Origin of the sequence: Actinophytocola sp. (genome assembly GCF_049647105.1) — a bacterium.
Taxonomy (GTDB): Bacteria; Actinomycetota; Actinomycetes; order Mycobacteriales; family Pseudonocardiaceae; genus Actinophytocola.
Map to the genome: position 1 here is coordinate 14,357 of NZ_JBARWZ010000072.1, position 15,428 is coordinate 29,784.

17 protein-coding genes and 1 tRNA gene are annotated in these 15,428 nt (G+C 71.1%); 7 read left to right on the forward strand and 11 right to left on the reverse strand.

Annotated elements, in window-relative coordinates:
* Positions 1 to 38 precede the first annotated feature (38 nt).
* A complete protein-coding gene (locus tag WBA97_RS09005) occupies positions 39 to 1,229 on the forward strand; it encodes an FAD-dependent oxidoreductase (protein ID WP_424230268.1) in 1,191 nt (396 codons plus the stop codon).
* 37 nt (positions 1,230 to 1,266) lie between these two features.
* Positions 1,267 to 2,415 (forward strand): acyl-CoA dehydrogenase family protein, encoded by a 1,149-nt coding sequence (locus tag WBA97_RS09010; RefSeq protein ID WP_424230269.1) that lies wholly within the window; start codon positions 1,267 to 1,269, stop codon positions 2,413 to 2,415.
* 9 nt (positions 2,416 to 2,424) lie between these two features.
* Here the strand turns inward: WBA97_RS09010 and WBA97_RS09015 are convergent, their stop codons facing one another.
* Positions 2,425 to 5,373: an AfsR/SARP family transcriptional regulator gene (locus WBA97_RS09015; RefSeq protein WP_424230270.1), complete on the reverse strand. Its 2,949-nt coding sequence runs from the start codon at positions 5,371 to 5,373 to the stop codon at positions 2,425 to 2,427.
* A gap of 303 nt (positions 5,374 to 5,676) precedes the next feature.
* Here WBA97_RS09015 and WBA97_RS09020 point away from each other — a divergent pair, with 303 nt between their 5' ends.
* The gene (locus WBA97_RS09020) at positions 5,677 to 6,042 is read left to right on the forward strand and encodes a nuclear transport factor 2 family protein (RefSeq protein WP_424230271.1); all 366 of its coding nucleotides are present in this window, start codon (positions 5,677 to 5,679) and stop codon (positions 6,040 to 6,042) included.
* Between the two features lie 163 nt (positions 6,043 to 6,205).
* Here WBA97_RS09020 and WBA97_RS09025 read toward each other — a convergent pair whose 3' ends face one another.
* The 3 genes from WBA97_RS09025 to WBA97_RS09035 all read right to left on the reverse strand — a co-directional run bounded on the left by WBA97_RS09025 (position 6,206) and on the right by WBA97_RS09035 (position 8,284).
* A complete protein-coding gene (locus tag WBA97_RS09025; protein WP_424230272.1) occupies positions 6,206 to 6,661 on the reverse strand; it encodes a DUF5994 family protein in 456 nt (151 codons plus the stop codon).
* Positions 6,662 to 6,754: 93 nt separating this feature from the next.
* Positions 6,755 to 7,786, reverse strand: a complete 1,032-nt coding sequence (locus WBA97_RS09030; protein WP_424230273.1) for a fatty acid desaturase family protein — start codon at positions 7,784 to 7,786, stop codon at positions 6,755 to 6,757.
* Between the two features lie 354 nt (positions 7,787 to 8,140).
* The gene (locus WBA97_RS09035) at positions 8,141 to 8,284 is read right to left on the reverse strand and encodes a hypothetical protein (RefSeq protein ID WP_424230274.1); all 144 of its coding nucleotides are present in this window, start codon (positions 8,282 to 8,284) and stop codon (positions 8,141 to 8,143) included.
* A 368-nt stretch (positions 8,285 to 8,652) separates the two neighbouring features.
* Between WBA97_RS09035 and WBA97_RS09040 the strand changes: the two genes are divergently transcribed.
* Positions 8,653 to 9,264 (forward strand): GNAT family N-acetyltransferase, encoded by a 612-nt coding sequence (locus WBA97_RS09040; protein WP_424230275.1) that lies wholly within the window; start codon positions 8,653 to 8,655, stop codon positions 9,262 to 9,264.
* Positions 9,261 to 9,815 (forward strand): DUF6292 family protein, encoded by a 555-nt coding sequence (locus WBA97_RS09045; RefSeq protein ID WP_424230276.1) that lies wholly within the window; start codon positions 9,261 to 9,263, stop codon positions 9,813 to 9,815. Before WBA97_RS09040 ends, WBA97_RS09045 begins: the two co-directional genes overlap by 4 nt.
* Before the next feature lie 10 nt (positions 9,816 to 9,825).
* On the opposite strand, the gene WBA97_RS09050 is transcribed toward WBA97_RS09045, so the two are convergent.
* The 7 genes from WBA97_RS09050 to selD all read right to left on the reverse strand — a co-directional run bounded on the left by WBA97_RS09050 (position 9,826) and on the right by selD (position 14,280).
* Entirely contained in the window at positions 9,826 to 10,320 is a 495-nt protein-coding gene (locus WBA97_RS09050; RefSeq protein ID WP_424230277.1) for a hypothetical protein, read from the reverse strand.
* A 90-nt stretch (positions 10,321 to 10,410) separates the two neighbouring features.
* The gene (locus tag WBA97_RS09055; protein WP_424230278.1) at positions 10,411 to 10,551 is read right to left on the reverse strand and encodes a hypothetical protein; all 141 of its coding nucleotides are present in this window, start codon (positions 10,549 to 10,551) and stop codon (positions 10,411 to 10,413) included.
* A complete protein-coding gene (locus WBA97_RS09060) occupies positions 10,548 to 11,483 on the reverse strand; it encodes a peptidoglycan-binding domain-containing protein (RefSeq protein WP_424230279.1) in 936 nt (311 codons plus the stop codon). Before WBA97_RS09060 ends, WBA97_RS09055 begins: the two co-directional genes overlap by 4 nt.
* Positions 11,480 to 11,959, reverse strand: a complete 480-nt coding sequence (locus WBA97_RS09065) for a hypothetical protein (RefSeq protein WP_424230280.1) — start codon at positions 11,957 to 11,959, stop codon at positions 11,480 to 11,482. The genes WBA97_RS09060 and WBA97_RS09065 overlap by 4 nt, the downstream gene beginning before the upstream one ends.
* On the reverse strand, positions 11,956 to 12,465 hold the full coding sequence (locus WBA97_RS09070; protein ID WP_424230281.1) for a MauE/DoxX family redox-associated membrane protein: 510 nt from the start codon (positions 12,463 to 12,465) through the stop codon (positions 11,956 to 11,958). Before WBA97_RS09070 ends, WBA97_RS09065 begins: the two co-directional genes overlap by 4 nt.
* A gap of 4 nt (positions 12,466 to 12,469) precedes the next feature.
* Positions 12,470 to 13,165 (reverse strand): hypothetical protein, encoded by a 696-nt coding sequence (locus WBA97_RS09075; protein ID WP_424230282.1) that lies wholly within the window; start codon positions 13,163 to 13,165, stop codon positions 12,470 to 12,472.
* A 113-nt stretch (positions 13,166 to 13,278) separates the two neighbouring features.
* The gene (gene selD / locus WBA97_RS09080; protein ID WP_424230283.1) at positions 13,279 to 14,280 is read right to left on the reverse strand and encodes a selenide, water dikinase SelD; all 1,002 of its coding nucleotides are present in this window, start codon (positions 14,278 to 14,280) and stop codon (positions 13,279 to 13,281) included.
* Between the two features lie 51 nt (positions 14,281 to 14,331).
* Here selD and WBA97_RS09085 point away from each other — a divergent pair.
* Positions 14,332 to 14,426, forward strand: a tRNA-Sec gene (locus WBA97_RS09085).
* An 11-nt stretch (positions 14,427 to 14,437) separates the two neighbouring features.
* Positions 14,438 to 15,428, forward strand: a 991-nt coding sequence (gene selA, locus WBA97_RS09090) for an L-seryl-tRNA(Sec) selenium transferase (RefSeq protein ID WP_424230284.1), incomplete at its 3' end; no start/stop codon positions are given.

The window sequence follows — 15,428 nt, forward strand, 5'->3', positions numbered from 1 at the left end:
CAGGCACCGCTCACCGACGTTCATTGTGAGGCATCCGCATGTATGACGCCATCATCGTGGGGGCGCGCTGCGCGGGCGCGCCCACCGCCCTGTTGCTGGCCCGCGCCGGCTACCGGGTGCTCGTGCTCGACAAGTCGGCGTACGGCTCCGACACCCTCTCCACGCATCTCGTCCACCAGCCCGGGATCGCGGCACTCGCCCGCTGGGGGGTGCTGGAACACGTCCGCGCGTCGGGCTGCCCGCCACTTTCACGAACCATCTACGAGGTCGCCGACATCCGCATCGATGGGTATGCCGGGGGTGTGGCGGGACAGCGGGCGAAGTTCGCCCCTCGGCGCCGTGTCCTGGACGCGTTGCTGGTGGACGCGGCCGTCAGGGCCGGTGCCGAGTTTCGCGAGCGCTGTCGGGTGACCGGGCTGCGGTGGGACGAGGCGGGACGGGTCGTCGGTGTCGAGGGCAGACACGGGGGCCAGACCTTCACCGAAGGCGCGCGTCTGGTGATTGGCGCGGACGGCATGCGCTCCACCATCGCCCAGCTGGTGGCGGCACCGTACACCGTGCGGCATCCGCTCATGTCCTGCGCGTACCACACGTACTGGCGCGATGTGCCCGTCGACGGCGTGGAACTGTACGAGCGGCCCGGCAGCTGGGTGGCGGCCGTGCGCACCAACGACGAGGCGACCCTCGTGCAGGCGTACTTCCCGCAGTCCCGCTTCGAGGAGATCCGCACCGACGCGCGGCGCGCCTACGAGGAGCAGATACGCACCACCGCTCCCGCACTGTACGAGCGGCTGCGCGGCAGTGCGCCCGTCGAGCGCCTGCACGGCAGCGGCGACCAGCAGAACTTCTTCCGGCAGGCGACCGGACCCGGCTGGGTGCTCGTCGGCGATGCCGGGCATCACAAGGACTCCATCACGGCACGCGGCATCACCGACGCGTTCCAGCAGGCGGAGGACCTCGTGTGCGAGATAGGAGGCGCGCTCGGCGGTGACCCCGCGCGGCTCGACACCGCCATGGCCCGATTCGCCGACGACCGGGACGAGACCTTCACCCCGGGCTACCAGGCCACACTCGGCGTCGCCCGGCTGACTTCGCCTTCCGAGCAGCGGCTCGCCCTGCTGCGGGCCGTGCAGTCCGATCCGGAGCTCGTCACGACCTACCTCGACATGGTGGCCGGAATCGTGTCGGCGGATGCCCTGTACACGCCCAAGCTGCTCGCCCTCCTCTGAGCGAGGCCGCACCGACCGCGAGTCCATCGGAGTGAAAATGGCTGTCTTCACCGCTGAGCACAACGCGCTTCGTAAGCTGGTCCGGGATTTCGCCGAGACGGAAATCGGGCCGTACACGGAGGAATGGGAAGCGAAGGGGATCTTCCCCGCGCACGAGCTGTTCTCGAAGATGGCCAAGCTCGACCTGCTCGGCCTTGAGTACGACACGGCGTACGGCGGCCAGGGCGCGGACCACCTCTGCACGGTGATCCTGCACGAGGAGCTCGGCCGCGTCGGCCCCGCCGGGGTGGCGCTGGGCATCGGTGTCCAGACGGACATGGCGACCCCGTCGCTCCACCATTTCGGCACCGAGGAACTCAAGCAGCGGTACCTGGTCCCGGCGATCAAGGGCGATGCGGTCTGCTCGGTCGCGGTGACCGAGCCCGATGCCGGCTCCGACGTGACCGCCCTGCGCACCCGCGCGGTGCGCGACGGCGACGACTGGGTGATCAACGGTGCGAAGGCCTACATCACCAACGGCACCCAGGCGGACTGGGTCTGTCTGCTGGCCCGCACGTCCGACCGGCCCGGCTACGGCGGCCTCTCGCAGATCATCGTCCCGACGGGCACACCTGGCTGCCAGGTCCAACGCAAGCTCGACAAGCTGGGGATGCGCTCCTCCGACACCGCCGAGCTGACGTTCACCGACGTGCGGGTCCCGGTCAGCAACACGATCGGTGAGCTCGGTCAGGGCTTCTACCAGCAGATGAGCCAGTTCCAGAACGAGCGCCTCGCGTTGAGCTACGCCGCGGTCGGTGGCATGGAGACGGCCCTCACCCGGACCGCGAACTACCTGAAGACCCGCGATGTCTTCGGCAAGCCCCTGATCGAGAACCAGCACCTCAACTTCACGCTGGCCGAGCTGAGTGCGCGACTGGACCTTCTGCGGCACTACAACTACACGGCCGCGGCGGCCTACATCCGGGGTGAGGACGTGAACCGGTTCGCGACCGTGGCGAAGCTGGAGGCGGGCCGCCTGGCACGCGAGATCTCCGCGACGTGCCTGCAGTTCCACGGAGCCGTCGGGTACATGGAAGAGATGTGGACCGCCCGCTTCTTCCGGGACAGTCCCGTGTGGTCCATCGGCGGCGGCGCCGACGAGGTCATGCTGTACGTCCTGTCACGCCTGGACGGCTACCACGCGTGAGAAGTACGGCTACCGCTCATCATCCGCCGTGATCTCGGTGAACATCCGGTCCGCGGCGGCGCGTTCCCGGTCCATGCCCCGTTCCGCGAACACCGCGACCGCGCTTTCCAGCAACTCCGCCGCCCGCCGCCGTTCCCCCATCCGCGCGAGGACATCGGCGAGGGCGGTCCTGACCACCGCGCATCCGCGATGGTCCATGATCGTCTCGCGGATCTCCAGCGCCTGCTCGAACCAGCCGCGGGCCACGTCGAGCCTGCCCGCCGCGGCCGTCGCCTCGCCGAGGTTGAACAGCAGGTGCCCCTCCCCGATCACGTCGCGGCTACGGCGCACCATCGCCAGCACCTCGACCAGCGTCACCTCGGCGTCGTCATGCGCGCCGCTGCGCGACTGCACCTGGCCGAGCCGCCGCAGGGCACGTGCCACGCCGCCCGCGTAGCCGACGCCCCGGTTGATCTCCATCGCCTCCGCGAGGTCCGCCCGCGCGGTCCCCAACTCGCCTCGCAGGCACAGAATGTGCGCACGTTGCGTCAGCACGGTCGCCCGGCCGACGATGTCGTCGACCCGCGCGAAGTCGGTGATCGCCCGCCCGTACAACGAAAGCGCCAGCTCGTCGTCGCCCGCGTACCGGGCCAGCAGCGCCAGGTCGCGGCGGCACAGTCCCGCACCACGCGGTTCGTCGAGCGTCACGAACTCGGCCAGCGCGGCGCCGAGCGTCTCGTGCGCGCGCCGGTTCTGGCCTCGGGTCAGGTGCAGCGTGCCCAGCGAACCGAGAAGCGCCGCCGTGCCCCGTATGTTGCCCGCCGCGCGGGTCGCGGCGAGCGCGACCTGGTGCGTCTGCTGCCACTCGTCGAGGTGGCCGCGCAGCTCGCACAGCGTCGCGACGGTGACCGCGAGGTCCCAGCCCGCCTCATGCAGGCCGGCGTCGACCGCCTGCCCCACGGCGGCGCACAGGTTCTCCCGTTCGCCCGCCATCCAGTCCAGCGGGTCGGTCAGTGCCTGGTCGACGTACTCCGGGTCCGGTCGCCAGCGGACACCATCGCCGTGCAGCACGGTGAAGTCGCCGCCGTACACCCGCCGGTGCGCCTCTTCCGCCAGCGCGAGCCAGCCGCCGACGACCCGTTCGACCGCACCCGCCCTCCGGTCCGCCGCGATCTCGGCGACCGCCTTCTCCCTGGCGAACAGCCGCAGCATGTCCTGGAAGCGGTAGCGGAACTCGCCGGTCGGCGCCACCGAGGACACCTCGAGCATCTGCACGTCGACGAGCGGCTCGAGCAGGTCCGACGGGAAGCGCCGGTCGTCGTCGAGCACGGCACCCGCCAGCCAGCCGGGGACCGACGGCCCGTCGAACTGGCTCAGCAGGGCGAACAACTCGCGAGACCGGTCGTCGAGGCCGTCGTGGGTGAGCGACAGGCTCGCACGGATCGTCATCTCGCCGTGGGCGAGCTCGTCGAGCCGGTGCCGCTCGCTCGCGAGCCGGTGCACCATCGACGCGAGCGTCCAGTGCGGCCGCGCGGCGAGGCGGGCCGCGATGATCCGCACCGCGAGCGGTAGTCCGCCGACCGTCGCGACCAGCGCCTCGGCCGCGGCGCGCTCGGCCGCCACCCGGTCGGCGCCCAGCACCGCACCGAACAACGCGAGCGACTGGTCGGCGTCGAGCACCGGCAGGTCGACCCGGTGCGCGCCGGGCACACCGGTGAGCCGGGCACGGCTGGTGACGACGACGGCGCACGTGCTGCTGCCCGGGAGCAGCGGGAGGACCTGACGCTCACTCGTCGCGTCGTCGAGCACGACGAGGACCCGCCGCTCGGCAAGGAGCGTGCGGTACATGTCGGACCGGCCGTCGAGGTCGGACGGGATCACCGGGCCGGGGATGCCGAGGGCGCCGAGGAACCGGCCGAGCACGTCGAACGCCGCGCTCGGCTCTGCGCGGGTGCCGCGCAGGTCGCAGTACAGCTGACCGTCGGGGAAGTGGTCGGTGGCGACGCGGTGGCCGAGATGTGCCGCGACGGTGCTCTTGCCGACGCCGGGCCGCCCGGTGATCACCACCACGCCGACCGCGCGGTGGCCGCCGGTCAGCACGGTCTCCGCGGCGTCGAGGACGGTCTCGTGCCCGACGAAGTCCGCGGTGTCGGCGGGCAGCTGGCGCGGGCAGACCGTCCGGGACACCGCAGGCTCCGCGCTCGGGGGCTCGGGTTCCCTTGGCGCGGGCGCGGTGGGCGGGACCGAGCCGCCGAACGGGAGGTGCTCGTCGCCCGCGAGGATCGCGTTCTCCAGCAGCCGCAGCTCAGGACCCGGTTCGAGGCCCAGTTCGTCGATCAGCATGTCGCGGCCCTCGCGATACACGTCGAGTGCCTCGGCCTGCCTGCCGGACCGGTACAGCGCGATCATGAGCAGCGCGCGGAGCCGTTCGCGCAGCGGGTTCTCGTGCGTCAGGTGCTTGATCTCCCCCACGAGCCTGCGGTGCCGCCCGAGGTGCAGCTCCAGCTCGAGGTAGTCCTCGATGGCGCTGAGGCGGTCCTCGTCGAGTCGCAGCGCCCTGGTCCGCAGGGCGCTGCTCGGCATGCCCGCGAGGCACGTGCCCCGCCACAGCGCGACCGCCGTGCGCAGCAGGCTCGCCGCCTCGGCGGTGCGGCCCTCCTTCGCGTCGAGCCGGGCGGTGGTGACCGTCGCGGTGAACGTGTGCGCGTCGAGGTCGTCTCCGGACACCCGCAGCACGTAGCCGGGACTGCGGGTGTCGATCACGACGTTCACGCCACCGGCGGCGAGGTTCTTGCGCAGGCGGGACACGCAGATCTGCACCTGGGTGCGTGCGGTGTCCGGCGGGTCGTCGTCCCAGAGCGCGTCCACGAGGTTGTCGATGCTGACCACCTGGTTCGCCTCCAGCAGCAGGAACGCGAGAACGACCTGCTGGCGACCGGGCGGGATGCGGACCGGGCCGTCAGGCCCCTCCACGTCCACCGGACCGAGGATGCGGAACGTCGGGTTCGGGGCACAGTGCAGCGCAGCCATTCCTTGCCATTTCTCGACGAGCACAGGAGAGTACGTCGCCCCGGCCCCAGGGCGATTGTTCAAATCTACGTGCGGCGGCCCGGTCTGCCTATCGCTCACGTGCCCGAACCTTTGCGCCGTCCGCCACTGCCGAGGTTGCCCCTTTCGGCGCATCAAGGCCAGCACACGTGGGGATAACACGCGGATTGCGGCGGGATGCCCCGTTCCAGAAGGATCAACGCACGACCAAACCCGCGCCAGAGGAGACCACCCATGGTCGCCAGCACCCCGAGCCTTCCGCCCAGTGCCGCGGTCACAGCCATCGGTGTCGACCACGTCCGCCTGCTGTACGCCTACCTCGACGCGGGAGAGCTCGACGGGTACGCGTCACTGGTGCACGAGCACGCCAGTATCCGCGGCCTCGGCCCGCGCGACGCCGACAGCCGGGAGGACGCGGTCGACATGCTCCGCTCGTGGCCACCCGGCACCCACGTGCTGTCGACCATCGACCCGACCGACGATGGCGTCACCGCCACCGGCCGGTACACCGGCCCGGCAGGCACCGTCGACTTCGTCGACGTGTTCACCCTGTCCGACTGCGGGCTGATCCACAGCCACCGCCGCGTGATCCACGGCTGAGTAACTGGGCGAGGGACACGGTCGTCCTGGTCATGGACCAACGCGGCGGTGGCCGGTCAGTCGTCCCCATACCGAACTGGCCGTCGAGCGACCACCGCGTCACGGTCGCCTTCCCGGATCACTGACCGGTAGCCGCACGACCAGGCCAATGGTCCGACTCGCGTCAGGGCGCGCGGGAACCGTTGTCCGGGTTCATCAACGGGCGCTCACCGCTGACCTCATCGGGCCCGCGCAGGCCGCTCAGGACACCGTTGCTCCGCAGCATCTCCTCGGCGCTGGCGACGATGCCCGGTCCGGCCGTGGACCTCAGCACGGCACGCGCGACCCCTCCCGGCACACTCGGCGGAACGACCAGCAGCTGCCGCTCACGCTGGTGAGTACCGGTCACCAGCACCGTGTTCGGCTGGATCGTGGCGGAGCCGACCAGAGCGACGGGCCAGCCCTCACTGATCACCTCGCGCCCCGCCGCGTCCCAGTCGTCGACGTGGTAGGTCACCCGGCGCACCGGGCCGACCCACGAACTCAGCACGAGGACGAGTTCCGGGAACTCTGCCTCGGGATCGCGGGAACGTGGCCACCAGGCCCCGTCGACCCCGCGCGCGGGGCGGCGCGCCTTCATCCGCAAGCGAACCTCACTCCGTACGGGCAGCGCATCGTGAGTACGGGGATCCGGATCCATGATCGGTGCGCTGCCCCACTGAGTCATCGGAGATCATCCGCCGGCACGCCGCAGCGGCGCGCCGACGGAGTGGAGGTGTTCCAGCACGTAGCCGTAGGTTCGCAACCATCCGCACTGCGTGTACTCGATGTTCTTCCGAGCGCAGAACGCGCGCACGATCGGTTGCGCACGCCGGAGATTCGGTCGCGGCATGGCGGGGAACAGGTGGTGTTCGACCTGGTAGTTCAGCGCGCCGAGGGTGAAGTCGACCCACATGCCGCCACGCACGTTGCGGGACGTGAGCACCTGCCTGCGCAGGAAGTCCAGCGACTGGCCGGAGGCGATGGTTGGCATGCCCTTGTGCCCCGGGGCGAACGAACATCCCATGTAGAGACCCCAGAGACACTGGTGCACCAGGATGAAGACCACCGCGGTCAGTGGGGAGAGCACCAGGAACACCACGGTCAGGTAGGCGGCGAAGTGCACGGTCAGCAGGAGCAGCTCCACCCCGCGCGACCGAAGGTCCTTGCGCCACAGCGCTTTCACGCTGGCGACGTGCAGGCTGAAGCCCTCGAGCAGCAGGAGGGGGAAGAACAGGAACGCCTGGTTCTTGGCCATCCAGCGGAAGAAGCCCCGCCGCTCCTCGGCCTGCCCCGTGGTGAAGGCGATCGCCGGGATGTGGATGTCGGGATCGTCGTCCTCGTGGTTGGGGCTGGCGTGGTGCCGGGTGTGCTGGTCCATCCAGGACGCATAGCTGAGGCCGACCATGCCGCCGTGCCAGAAGCCGACGAGGTCGTTGGCCCTGCCGCTACGGAAGATCTGCTTGTGCCCGGCGTCGTGCCCGATGAACGACATCTGCGCGAACATCACGGCGAAGAACACCGCGAGGAACAGCTGCCACCACGAGTCGCCGATGGTGAAGAACGCCACCCAGCCGCCCGCGAAGGCGAGTACGTTGATGGTGATCTTCACGAAGTAGTAGCCGTACCGGCGGCGCAGCAGCCCGGCCTGCCGGATCAGGTGGGACAACTCACCATAGTCGTTGCCGCGCACTCTCGTCGTGAGCGTGTTCTCCGCTGACGTCATGGCCGCCACTTCTCTCCGAAATCGTGGCCCCGGGGACTGGGGTGGCCTTACGTCATGGGCGTGCGTCGCGCGCACGCCTCAACTGTCACACGATGTGCCGGTGCGGCGACCGACTGCGAATGCTGGTATGGAATCGCGGCACGAGGGACCTGGCGTGCCGGTGCCTGGCGGTTGCCGGAGAACGGACATCTCGTCTCGGGTGCCAGCGTTCCGGATGCGGTAAGCATACGCTGGCCGGGGTCCCAAGCGGTTACCAGGATTCCGTTTCATCGCACCCGCCGATGCGGGCGCGGACTTGTGCTCTGACACCGCGGTGGGTCCGCCCGGCGTCCGGGCGACCCACCGCGGTCGACCTCAACCGTTCGTGTGGCGCATGGCCGCGCGACGGGTCCTGATCTTGACGTCGGTCTCCGGCTCGCGGAAGAGGTTCTCGTGCGGCACCGGCTGCGTTGGCGCGCCGCTCCGCTCGTGCTGGCCCTCTGGGTGACTGAAAAGCATGCCTACTGGCAGTACAGCGATGATGGTTGTCCTTTCAAGACAGTTTTGGGGACCGTGCGAGACACCGCGTGAGCGCGGAATTGACGGTCGACAGGGGCGTGTGAGGCGACCGCGACAGATTCGAACGGGCGCAAGTCACGCTTCCCGTCACCCACCCTACACCCCGCGCGCGAATCCTGCTGTCACCGCCCCGTGCTGTAGTGTTCGAGGCAGTCGATGGCTCTCCGTATGTCGGCAGCAGAGCCGACCTCGTCCTCGCCGTTCCCAAGTCGTGTCACCTCGCCTGCCGATCGGCCATGCGCGCTGACCATCCACTGCTCGGCCAACGGGCAGCGCCACCTCTGCCACGGAACGAGACCAAGCACGTCATGACGACCACCGCGCCCCGCGCACCGGCCGGAACATCGCAGAGCGGCCGGCTCACCCTGCGCTCCTGGCGCGTCGACGACGCGCAGGCCGCGGCCGACATCTACGGCAACCCCGACGTCACCGGCTGGCTGAGTCCCGCCATGGACCCGGTGCGCGACCTCGCGACGATGCGGGTGCTGCTCCAGCAGTGGATCGCGGAAGACGCCCGGCTCGCCGCGCCTGCCGGGCGGTGGGCGATCGAACGCTCCGCCGACCGGCACGTGATCGGCGGTGCGATGCTGCTCCCCCTGCCACCGGGAGACGAGGACCTCGAAGTCGGCTGGCAGCTGACCCCCGCGGCGTGTGGCCATGGCTACGCCGACGAGGCGATGTTCATGCTCGCGTCCTGGGCCTTCCAGCACGATGTCGACGAGGTCTTCGCGGTCGTCCGCCCGGAGAACACGCGGACCACCGCGACGGTGCGGAAGAACGGCATGCACTGGGTCGGCGAAACCAGCAAGTACCTCGGACTCGATCTGCAGGTGTTCAGGCTCCGGCAGGCGGATCTGGACCGAAGCGCACCAACCGCTCACCGGCCGCCGGAGCAGAGCGATCAGGCAGGAGCACGATGACGCCCACCCCACGAACGCTTTTCGTCGAAGGCCGCACCCGGGCGGAAGAGGAACGCAGACACCAGCAACAGCAAGCCGTGCGGACCGTCGCAGGCAACGCGCGCGACCTCACCGACTTCTCCGCGCTGCTTGCCATGCTCGGTCTGGAGGACCCTGCGCAGCAGAATCCGATGCCGCTCAGCAGGCAACTGGCCGTCTACGTACGCGAGGTCGCGGCCGCCATCGGCGTGCCGGCCGAGGCCACCGGACACGAGGTGACCGACACGGCCACCGCCTACATCGCGCTCGACCAGCGCAGCGCCAGCCGCCCCGACCACGACCTGATGCTGGCGTGGGACGAACGGCTCGGCTGGTACGTCGCCGTGGAGACGACCCCCAACGAGCCCGCCGAGATCGTGGCGTACCTCTGCGGAGACGCCGTGCCGACGCCCGCCGCGGTCGCCCGGTTCGTCGCCGACACCACCACCGGCCGGAGCACGAGCCGGATCCGGCCGGTGCTGCCCCGCCTCGAACGCGCCACGCTGGCCAAGAACATGGCGACTGTCTGCTGACCCGTGGGCGTCAGCGGTGCCAGAACAACAGGATGGCGAGCGCAAGGGTCACGGCCAGTCCGCTGACGACCTTGACGGTGCGCAGGTGCGTGTGCAGCACGTCGTCCCACCTTTCGCCGTCGCGGCTGGCGTAACGCGCCGCCGGGGTGAGCGCCCGGCCGAGGCCGAAGCCGACTCCGGTCGCGACCGCGGTCCAGAAGCCGGGCGCGGTCAGGAGCAGTGCGGCCACCAGCACGTACGGAACCGTCGACGACACGTACGTGCGCACCCCGGTGCCCATCTCGAACCCGAACTGAAGCGAGCCCCTGGCCACGTTGCTGTTCAGCACCGTCTGCGGGACCTGCCGCGCGTTCTGCGGCAGCGGGAAGCGCACGACGTCCACGTCACGCAGCACACCGAGGACGGCGAACGTGACGACGACCCCGTACCGAACGCCCTCCGGCGCCGGGGTGGCCAGGCCGCTGACCACCCACAGCACGAGGGCGCTCAGCACCGCGCCCAGCACCAGACCGATGCCGAACAGCAGGAGCGCGGTGTCCTGTTTGGTCTTTCCCCGCCAACCTGGCGAGGTCAGCGCGAACGCGCTGTTCCTGGTTCAAACGGAGCCGGACAGCGTGTAGCCGGCCAGTCCGCCCAGCACCGCCCACGCGGCGACCGCCCACCCGGCCAGTGCCAGCGCGACCGCGGCCGGTGCGAGGATCAGCGCCGTCAGCGGGTGCGCCAGCGGCCGGTTCACACGGCGCCGCCGGTGAGGGTCCGCCACGTCGTGGGGCCGACGATGCCGTCCGCGGTGATCCGGTTCTGCCGCTGGAAGTCCGTGGCTCCCGCGACGGTGCCAACGCCGAAGATGCCGTCCACGGTCAGCTTGTAGCCGTACCGGTTGATCTCCGCCTGGGTGGCGCGGACGTGGCTGCCGGAGTCGCCCTGGCGGGTGGTGACCACCAGCGTCGGCCAGGTGGCGGCGCCAACGTCACCGGTGACCGCGAGCCCTCTGGCGGTCTGGAAGTCGCTGACCGCCTGCGTCGTCGCCGGGCCGTAGATGCCGTCCACGCCGGTGGGGAAGCTGTGGTGGGTGAGCAGGTGCTGGATGGCGGTCACGGTGGCGCCGGAGGCGCCTGAGGAGACCGATGGCCAGGTCGCCGTCGACGGGCAGCCGCAGTCGGTGGTCCACCGGCAGATCGAGTTGACCCACCCGGAGCCGGTCTTGCGGTAGCCGTCGTGGCAGCGCCGCTCGACGTGGCACGTGCACGCCCCGCATGCCTGGTCGTAGCGCCACATCCAGCCGTCGTAGCTGCCGGACAGGCACGCGTTGGGCCGCAGTTTCCAGGTGACCTGGTCGTCCTTGTGAAACCCGACGTTGGCCCCGGACGTCTCGCACGCGTCGGCGAAGATCGTGCTCGGCCCACAGCCGGGCGAGCAGTTGTGGTCCGCGGCGTAGGACGGGCACTGCGGGTAGATGTCGTAGCCGTCGGCGACGGCTCTGCGCACCGACGGGAACACGCCGCCGAGCACGGTCAGCCCGGCCACGCTGCCCGCCCGCAGGACGGCCCGCCGGGTCGGCGCCCAGCCCGCCCAGCGCAGCCTCGGGGCGCGCGAACGGGGTTCGACGGGCATGCCGGGGTCCTCGCCGCGCAGCGGCGGCACCCCGGTGGTCACGTTGCTAGTCACCGAACCTCCAACACAGGGGCGAGCAGGTCTCGGACGGCGCTTCTCGAGCCGACCGGTGCGGCGGCGGTGATCCGGCCGTCCAAGCCGACCAGTACCGCGAACGGGGTGGCGAGCGCGCCATGGGTGGCGAAGCGGTGGCCCTGGTCGGCGAACGCGACGACGCCGGGCGTCGGCTCGGGCGCCTGCCCTTCGTAGAGCGCGACCACGGCCAGCCGGTCCCCCGCCACCTCGACGGTCTCCGCCAGCGCCTCGACGCACGTGTGGCACGTCGGGCGCAGGAACAGCAGCACGGCGGGCACGTCCACACCGAGCCCGCCGAGGTCCGCCTTGTCGCCGACGCGCAGCCCGGCGGGCACCGCCCGCGCGCCGCCGCCGGACGAGAGGGCGTGCACCTGGCGGACCAGGCCGGCCACCACGAAAGCCATGAGCAGCAAGGCAACCCACGTCACAAGCAACGCACTGGTCTCGAAACTCACGAGACCACCTCCGGGTGTCGAGTGGCGGCGGGCAGGAGCCAGAGCAGGGTGCCGATCGTCGCCGCGGCGAGCAGCACCAGCAGGAGCCGTACGTCGAACAGGGCCAGTGGCGGCACCACGTCGTGCGCCACCGCGGCGACCACCGCCAGTGCGGCAAGGGCGGCCGCGCGGCCGGTCACCCAGTGGTCCATGGGCACCTCGCCGCCGCCGCAGCCGCATGGGCCGCCGCGGCCGCTCTCCGTGACGTACCAGGCATAGCCGCCGTAGGACGCGAACAACACCGCGGCGCCCCCGAGTACGACCGGCGACGGTCCGAGGAACAGCAGCACGGCGAGCAGTGCCTCCGCGGCCGTCACGGCGACCGCGACCGGGCGGACCGCGCGAGACGGCACGACCCGGTGGGCGACCAGTGCGGCGGGCAGCGCACCGGGTGCCCGCACCCGTTCCGCCACCGCGATCACGAGCACGAACAGGACGACGTAGGCCGCGACGCTGGCCGGGAACACGGGGTCAGCCGCCGAGCAGGCGCATGCTGAGCCGGTCCACCAACGCGGGCACCTGTGCGACATCGGTGTCGGCGAGCGGGAGCACGGAGGTCCAGGTGTCCTGGCCCGCGAGCACGAAGTAGGGGTCGCCGTTGGTCAGCCGGTCGGAGAACAGCTCGCCGGAGCGGGTCTTCGCGCCCTTCCACCCTGGCAGGCGGGTCGCCTGCGGCGCTGTCGGCACGGTCATCTCCAGCAACCCCAGCGACGGCACCTCCTTGACCACGGTCGCCGGTGCGACCACGGCGCTGCCCGCGGTCGGCTTCACGGCCATCCCGTCGTCGTGCTCGGTGATGCCCAGCGTGCCAAGCGCCTCGACGGCCGTGGCGGTCGAGGTGCCGTAGAAGTGGCTGATCAGGCAGTGCCGCCGCCCGCGCCACACCGCGAGGAGGATGTCCTCGGTGATCCGCGACCCCGGCTCGACGCGGCGGGTGCGCCCGATGAGCAGCGTGCCGCCCGCGAACCGCAGCTCCTCATCGAACCCGGACACGCCGAGTGCCGAGGAGACCTCCTCCGCGAGCCCGCCAACGCCCGCGACCAGTTCGTACATCCGGCCGCGGACGGTGACCCGCACCGACGACGTGCTCGGATGCGCCAGGTCCAGCGTGCCGCTCAGTTCATACCGTCTGCCGTCGAGCGCCCGGTGCACCACAGTGGACGTCACAGCACCTCCCGACCGCGTTGGGTACTCACTGACAAGAATCCGTTACGAGCGGTAAATGTATTACGTGTTCCCCTGATAAGAAATAGTCCGTTTCCCGCACCGCACTGCTGCGGTCAGGCCAAGACGATCGTCTTACCGTCCACACGGGGCACCAGCTCACCGATCACCGGAGCGCCCGGGATCTCCCCCGCCAGCAGCAGTCCGCCCGAGGTCTGGGCGTCGGCGAGCAGCAGCGTGGTCTCCTCGTCGACGGCGTCGAGGTCGGCGTGCGGGCGGACCCAGTCGAGGTTGCGGCGCGATCCACCCGGCACGTACCCGTCGCGCAGCGAGGCCCGCGCCCCGTCGACGTACGGCACCGCGGCCGAGTCGATGATCGCGGTGACCCCGCTCGCCCGCGCGAGCTTGTGCAGGTGACCCAGCAGACCGAACCCGGTCACGTCGGTGGCGCAGGTGATGCCCGCCGCGAGCGCGGCCTCGGCGGCGGCGGCGTTGAGCGTGGTCATCACCTCGATCGCCTCCTCGAAGCGCTCGCCGGTGGCCTTGTGCCGGTTGTTGAGCACGCCGAGGCCCAGCGGCTTGGTCAACGACAACGGCACGCCCGCGCGCCCGGAGTCGTTGCGCAGCAAGCGATTCGGGTCGGCGAGTCCGGTGACCGCGAGACCGTACTTCGGCTCGGGGTCATCCACGCTGTGCCCGCCGGCGAGATGACATCCCGCGCTGCCGCACACGTCCGCACCGCCCCGCAGCACCTCCGCCGCCAGCTCGAACGGCAGCACCTCCCTCGGCCAGCCCAGCAGGTTCAGCGCGACGATCGGGCGGCCGCCCATGGCGTAGACGTCCGAGAGCGCGTTCGTGGCGGCGATGCGGCCCCAGTCGTAGGCGTCGTCGACGACCGGGGTGAAGAAGTCCGTCGTGGCGACCAGCGCCCGGTCGCCGTCGATGCGCACCACGGCGGCGTCGTCACCGTCGTCGAGCCCGACGAGCAGCTCCCCCTCTGCGCTCACCGGTGCCCGGCCGGTCAGCCCTCTGACCACCGCCTCCAGCTCGCCGGGCGGGATCTTGCAGGCGCAGCCGCCGCCGTGGGCGTACTGGGTCAGTCGGCGCTCATCACTCATGCGGGTGATCCTCTCGCGTCCCGCCCTGCGACGATGTACCCCATGTCCCATGGAGGCGCTTCCGGTCTGGTGACCGGCCCGGTCTTCAACACCGGTGAGCGGCAGGTCCTGTCGTTGGCGGGTTCGATTCCCGTTCGCCTCCGCCAGGGCCGCGGGCATGGATGACCAGCGCAGACGCATCCCGCGCACCGACGTCCTGCTGGCCGACCCACGGCTGACCGACGCCGCGCGACGCCTCGGCGCGCCACTGGTCAAGGCGGCGGTCACCGCGGCGCAGGACAGGGCGCGGGCGGGCGAGATCGACGCCGGACGGATCGCCGACCACGTGGTCGCGACGCTGCCCGCCACCGCGTCGGCGCTGCACCCCGTCCTCAACGCCACCGGCGTGCTCGTGCACACCAACCTTGGCCGGGCGCCGCTGTCGGCCGCCGCGCTCGACGCCGTGCTCGCGGCGGGCGGCACCACGGACGTCGAGTTCGACCTGGCCACCGGACGGCGGGCGCGGCGAGGACGGGGCGCACTGGCCGCCCTCGCGGACGCGGTGCCCGACGCCGAGGCCGTGCACGTGGTCAACAACAACGCGGCCGCGCTGCTGCTGTGCGCGCTGGCACTGGCTGAGGGCAAGGAGATCGTGCTCAGCCGGGGTGAGCTGGTCGAGATCGGCGACGGGTTCCGCATCCCAGATCTGCTGGCGGCCACCGGCGCACGGCTGCGGGAGGTCGGCACCACGAACCGCACGACGTTCGCCGACTACGCCGCCGCGGTCGGCCCGTCGACCGGGTTCGTGCTGAAGGTCCACCCGTCGAACTTCCTGGTCACCGGCTTCACCGCCGAGGCGGACGTCGCCGAGCTGGCCGCGCTCGACGTCCCGGTGGTCGCCGACATCGGGTCCGGCCTGTTGAGCCAGGACCCGGTGCTGCCGGACGAGCCGGACGCCACCACCCTCCTGCGTGCTGGCGCCGCGCTGGTCACGGCCAGCGGCGACAAGCTGCTCGGCGGTCCGCAGGCCGGGTTGCTGCTGGGACGGCGCGACCTGGTCGAGGCACTGCGCAGGCACCCGTCGGCCCGCGCGCTGCGGGTCGACAAGCTCACCCTGGCCGCCCTCGAGGCCACGCTGCGCGGCCCGGCGCCCCCGGTGCGGGTGGCGT

What these genes read in the sequence shown, in the direction of transcription:
- WBA97_RS09025 (WP_424230272.1), bottom strand. Translation starts at nt 6,661, where the DNA reads ATGAAGGCGCGCCGCCCCGCGCGCGGGGTCGACGGGGCCTGGTGGCCA.
- WBA97_RS09035 (WP_424230274.1), bottom strand. Translation starts at nt 8,284, where the DNA reads ATGCTTTTCAGTCACCCAGAGGGCCAGCACGAGCGGAGCGGCGCGCCA.
- WBA97_RS09020 (WP_424230271.1), top strand. Translation starts at nt 5,677, where the DNA reads ATGGTCGCCAGCACCCCGAGCCTTCCGCCCAGTGCCGCGGTCACAGCC.
- WBA97_RS09045 (WP_424230276.1), top strand. Translation starts at nt 9,261, where the DNA reads ATGACGCCCACCCCACGAACGCTTTTCGTCGAAGGCCGCACCCGGGCG.
- WBA97_RS09040 (WP_424230275.1), top strand. Translation starts at nt 8,653, where the DNA reads ATGACGACCACCGCGCCCCGCGCACCGGCCGGAACATCGCAGAGCGGC.
- WBA97_RS09005 (WP_424230268.1), top strand. Translation starts at nt 39, where the DNA reads ATGTATGACGCCATCATCGTGGGGGCGCGCTGCGCGGGCGCGCCCACC.
- WBA97_RS09030 (WP_424230273.1), bottom strand. Translation starts at nt 7,786, where the DNA reads ATGACGTCAGCGGAGAACACGCTCACGACGAGAGTGCGCGGCAACGAC.
- WBA97_RS09010 (WP_424230269.1), top strand. Translation starts at nt 1,267, where the DNA reads ATGGCTGTCTTCACCGCTGAGCACAACGCGCTTCGTAAGCTGGTCCGG.
- selD (WP_424230283.1), bottom strand. Translation starts at nt 14,280, where the DNA reads ATGAGTGATGAGCGCCGACTGACCCAGTACGCCCACGGCGGCGGCTGC.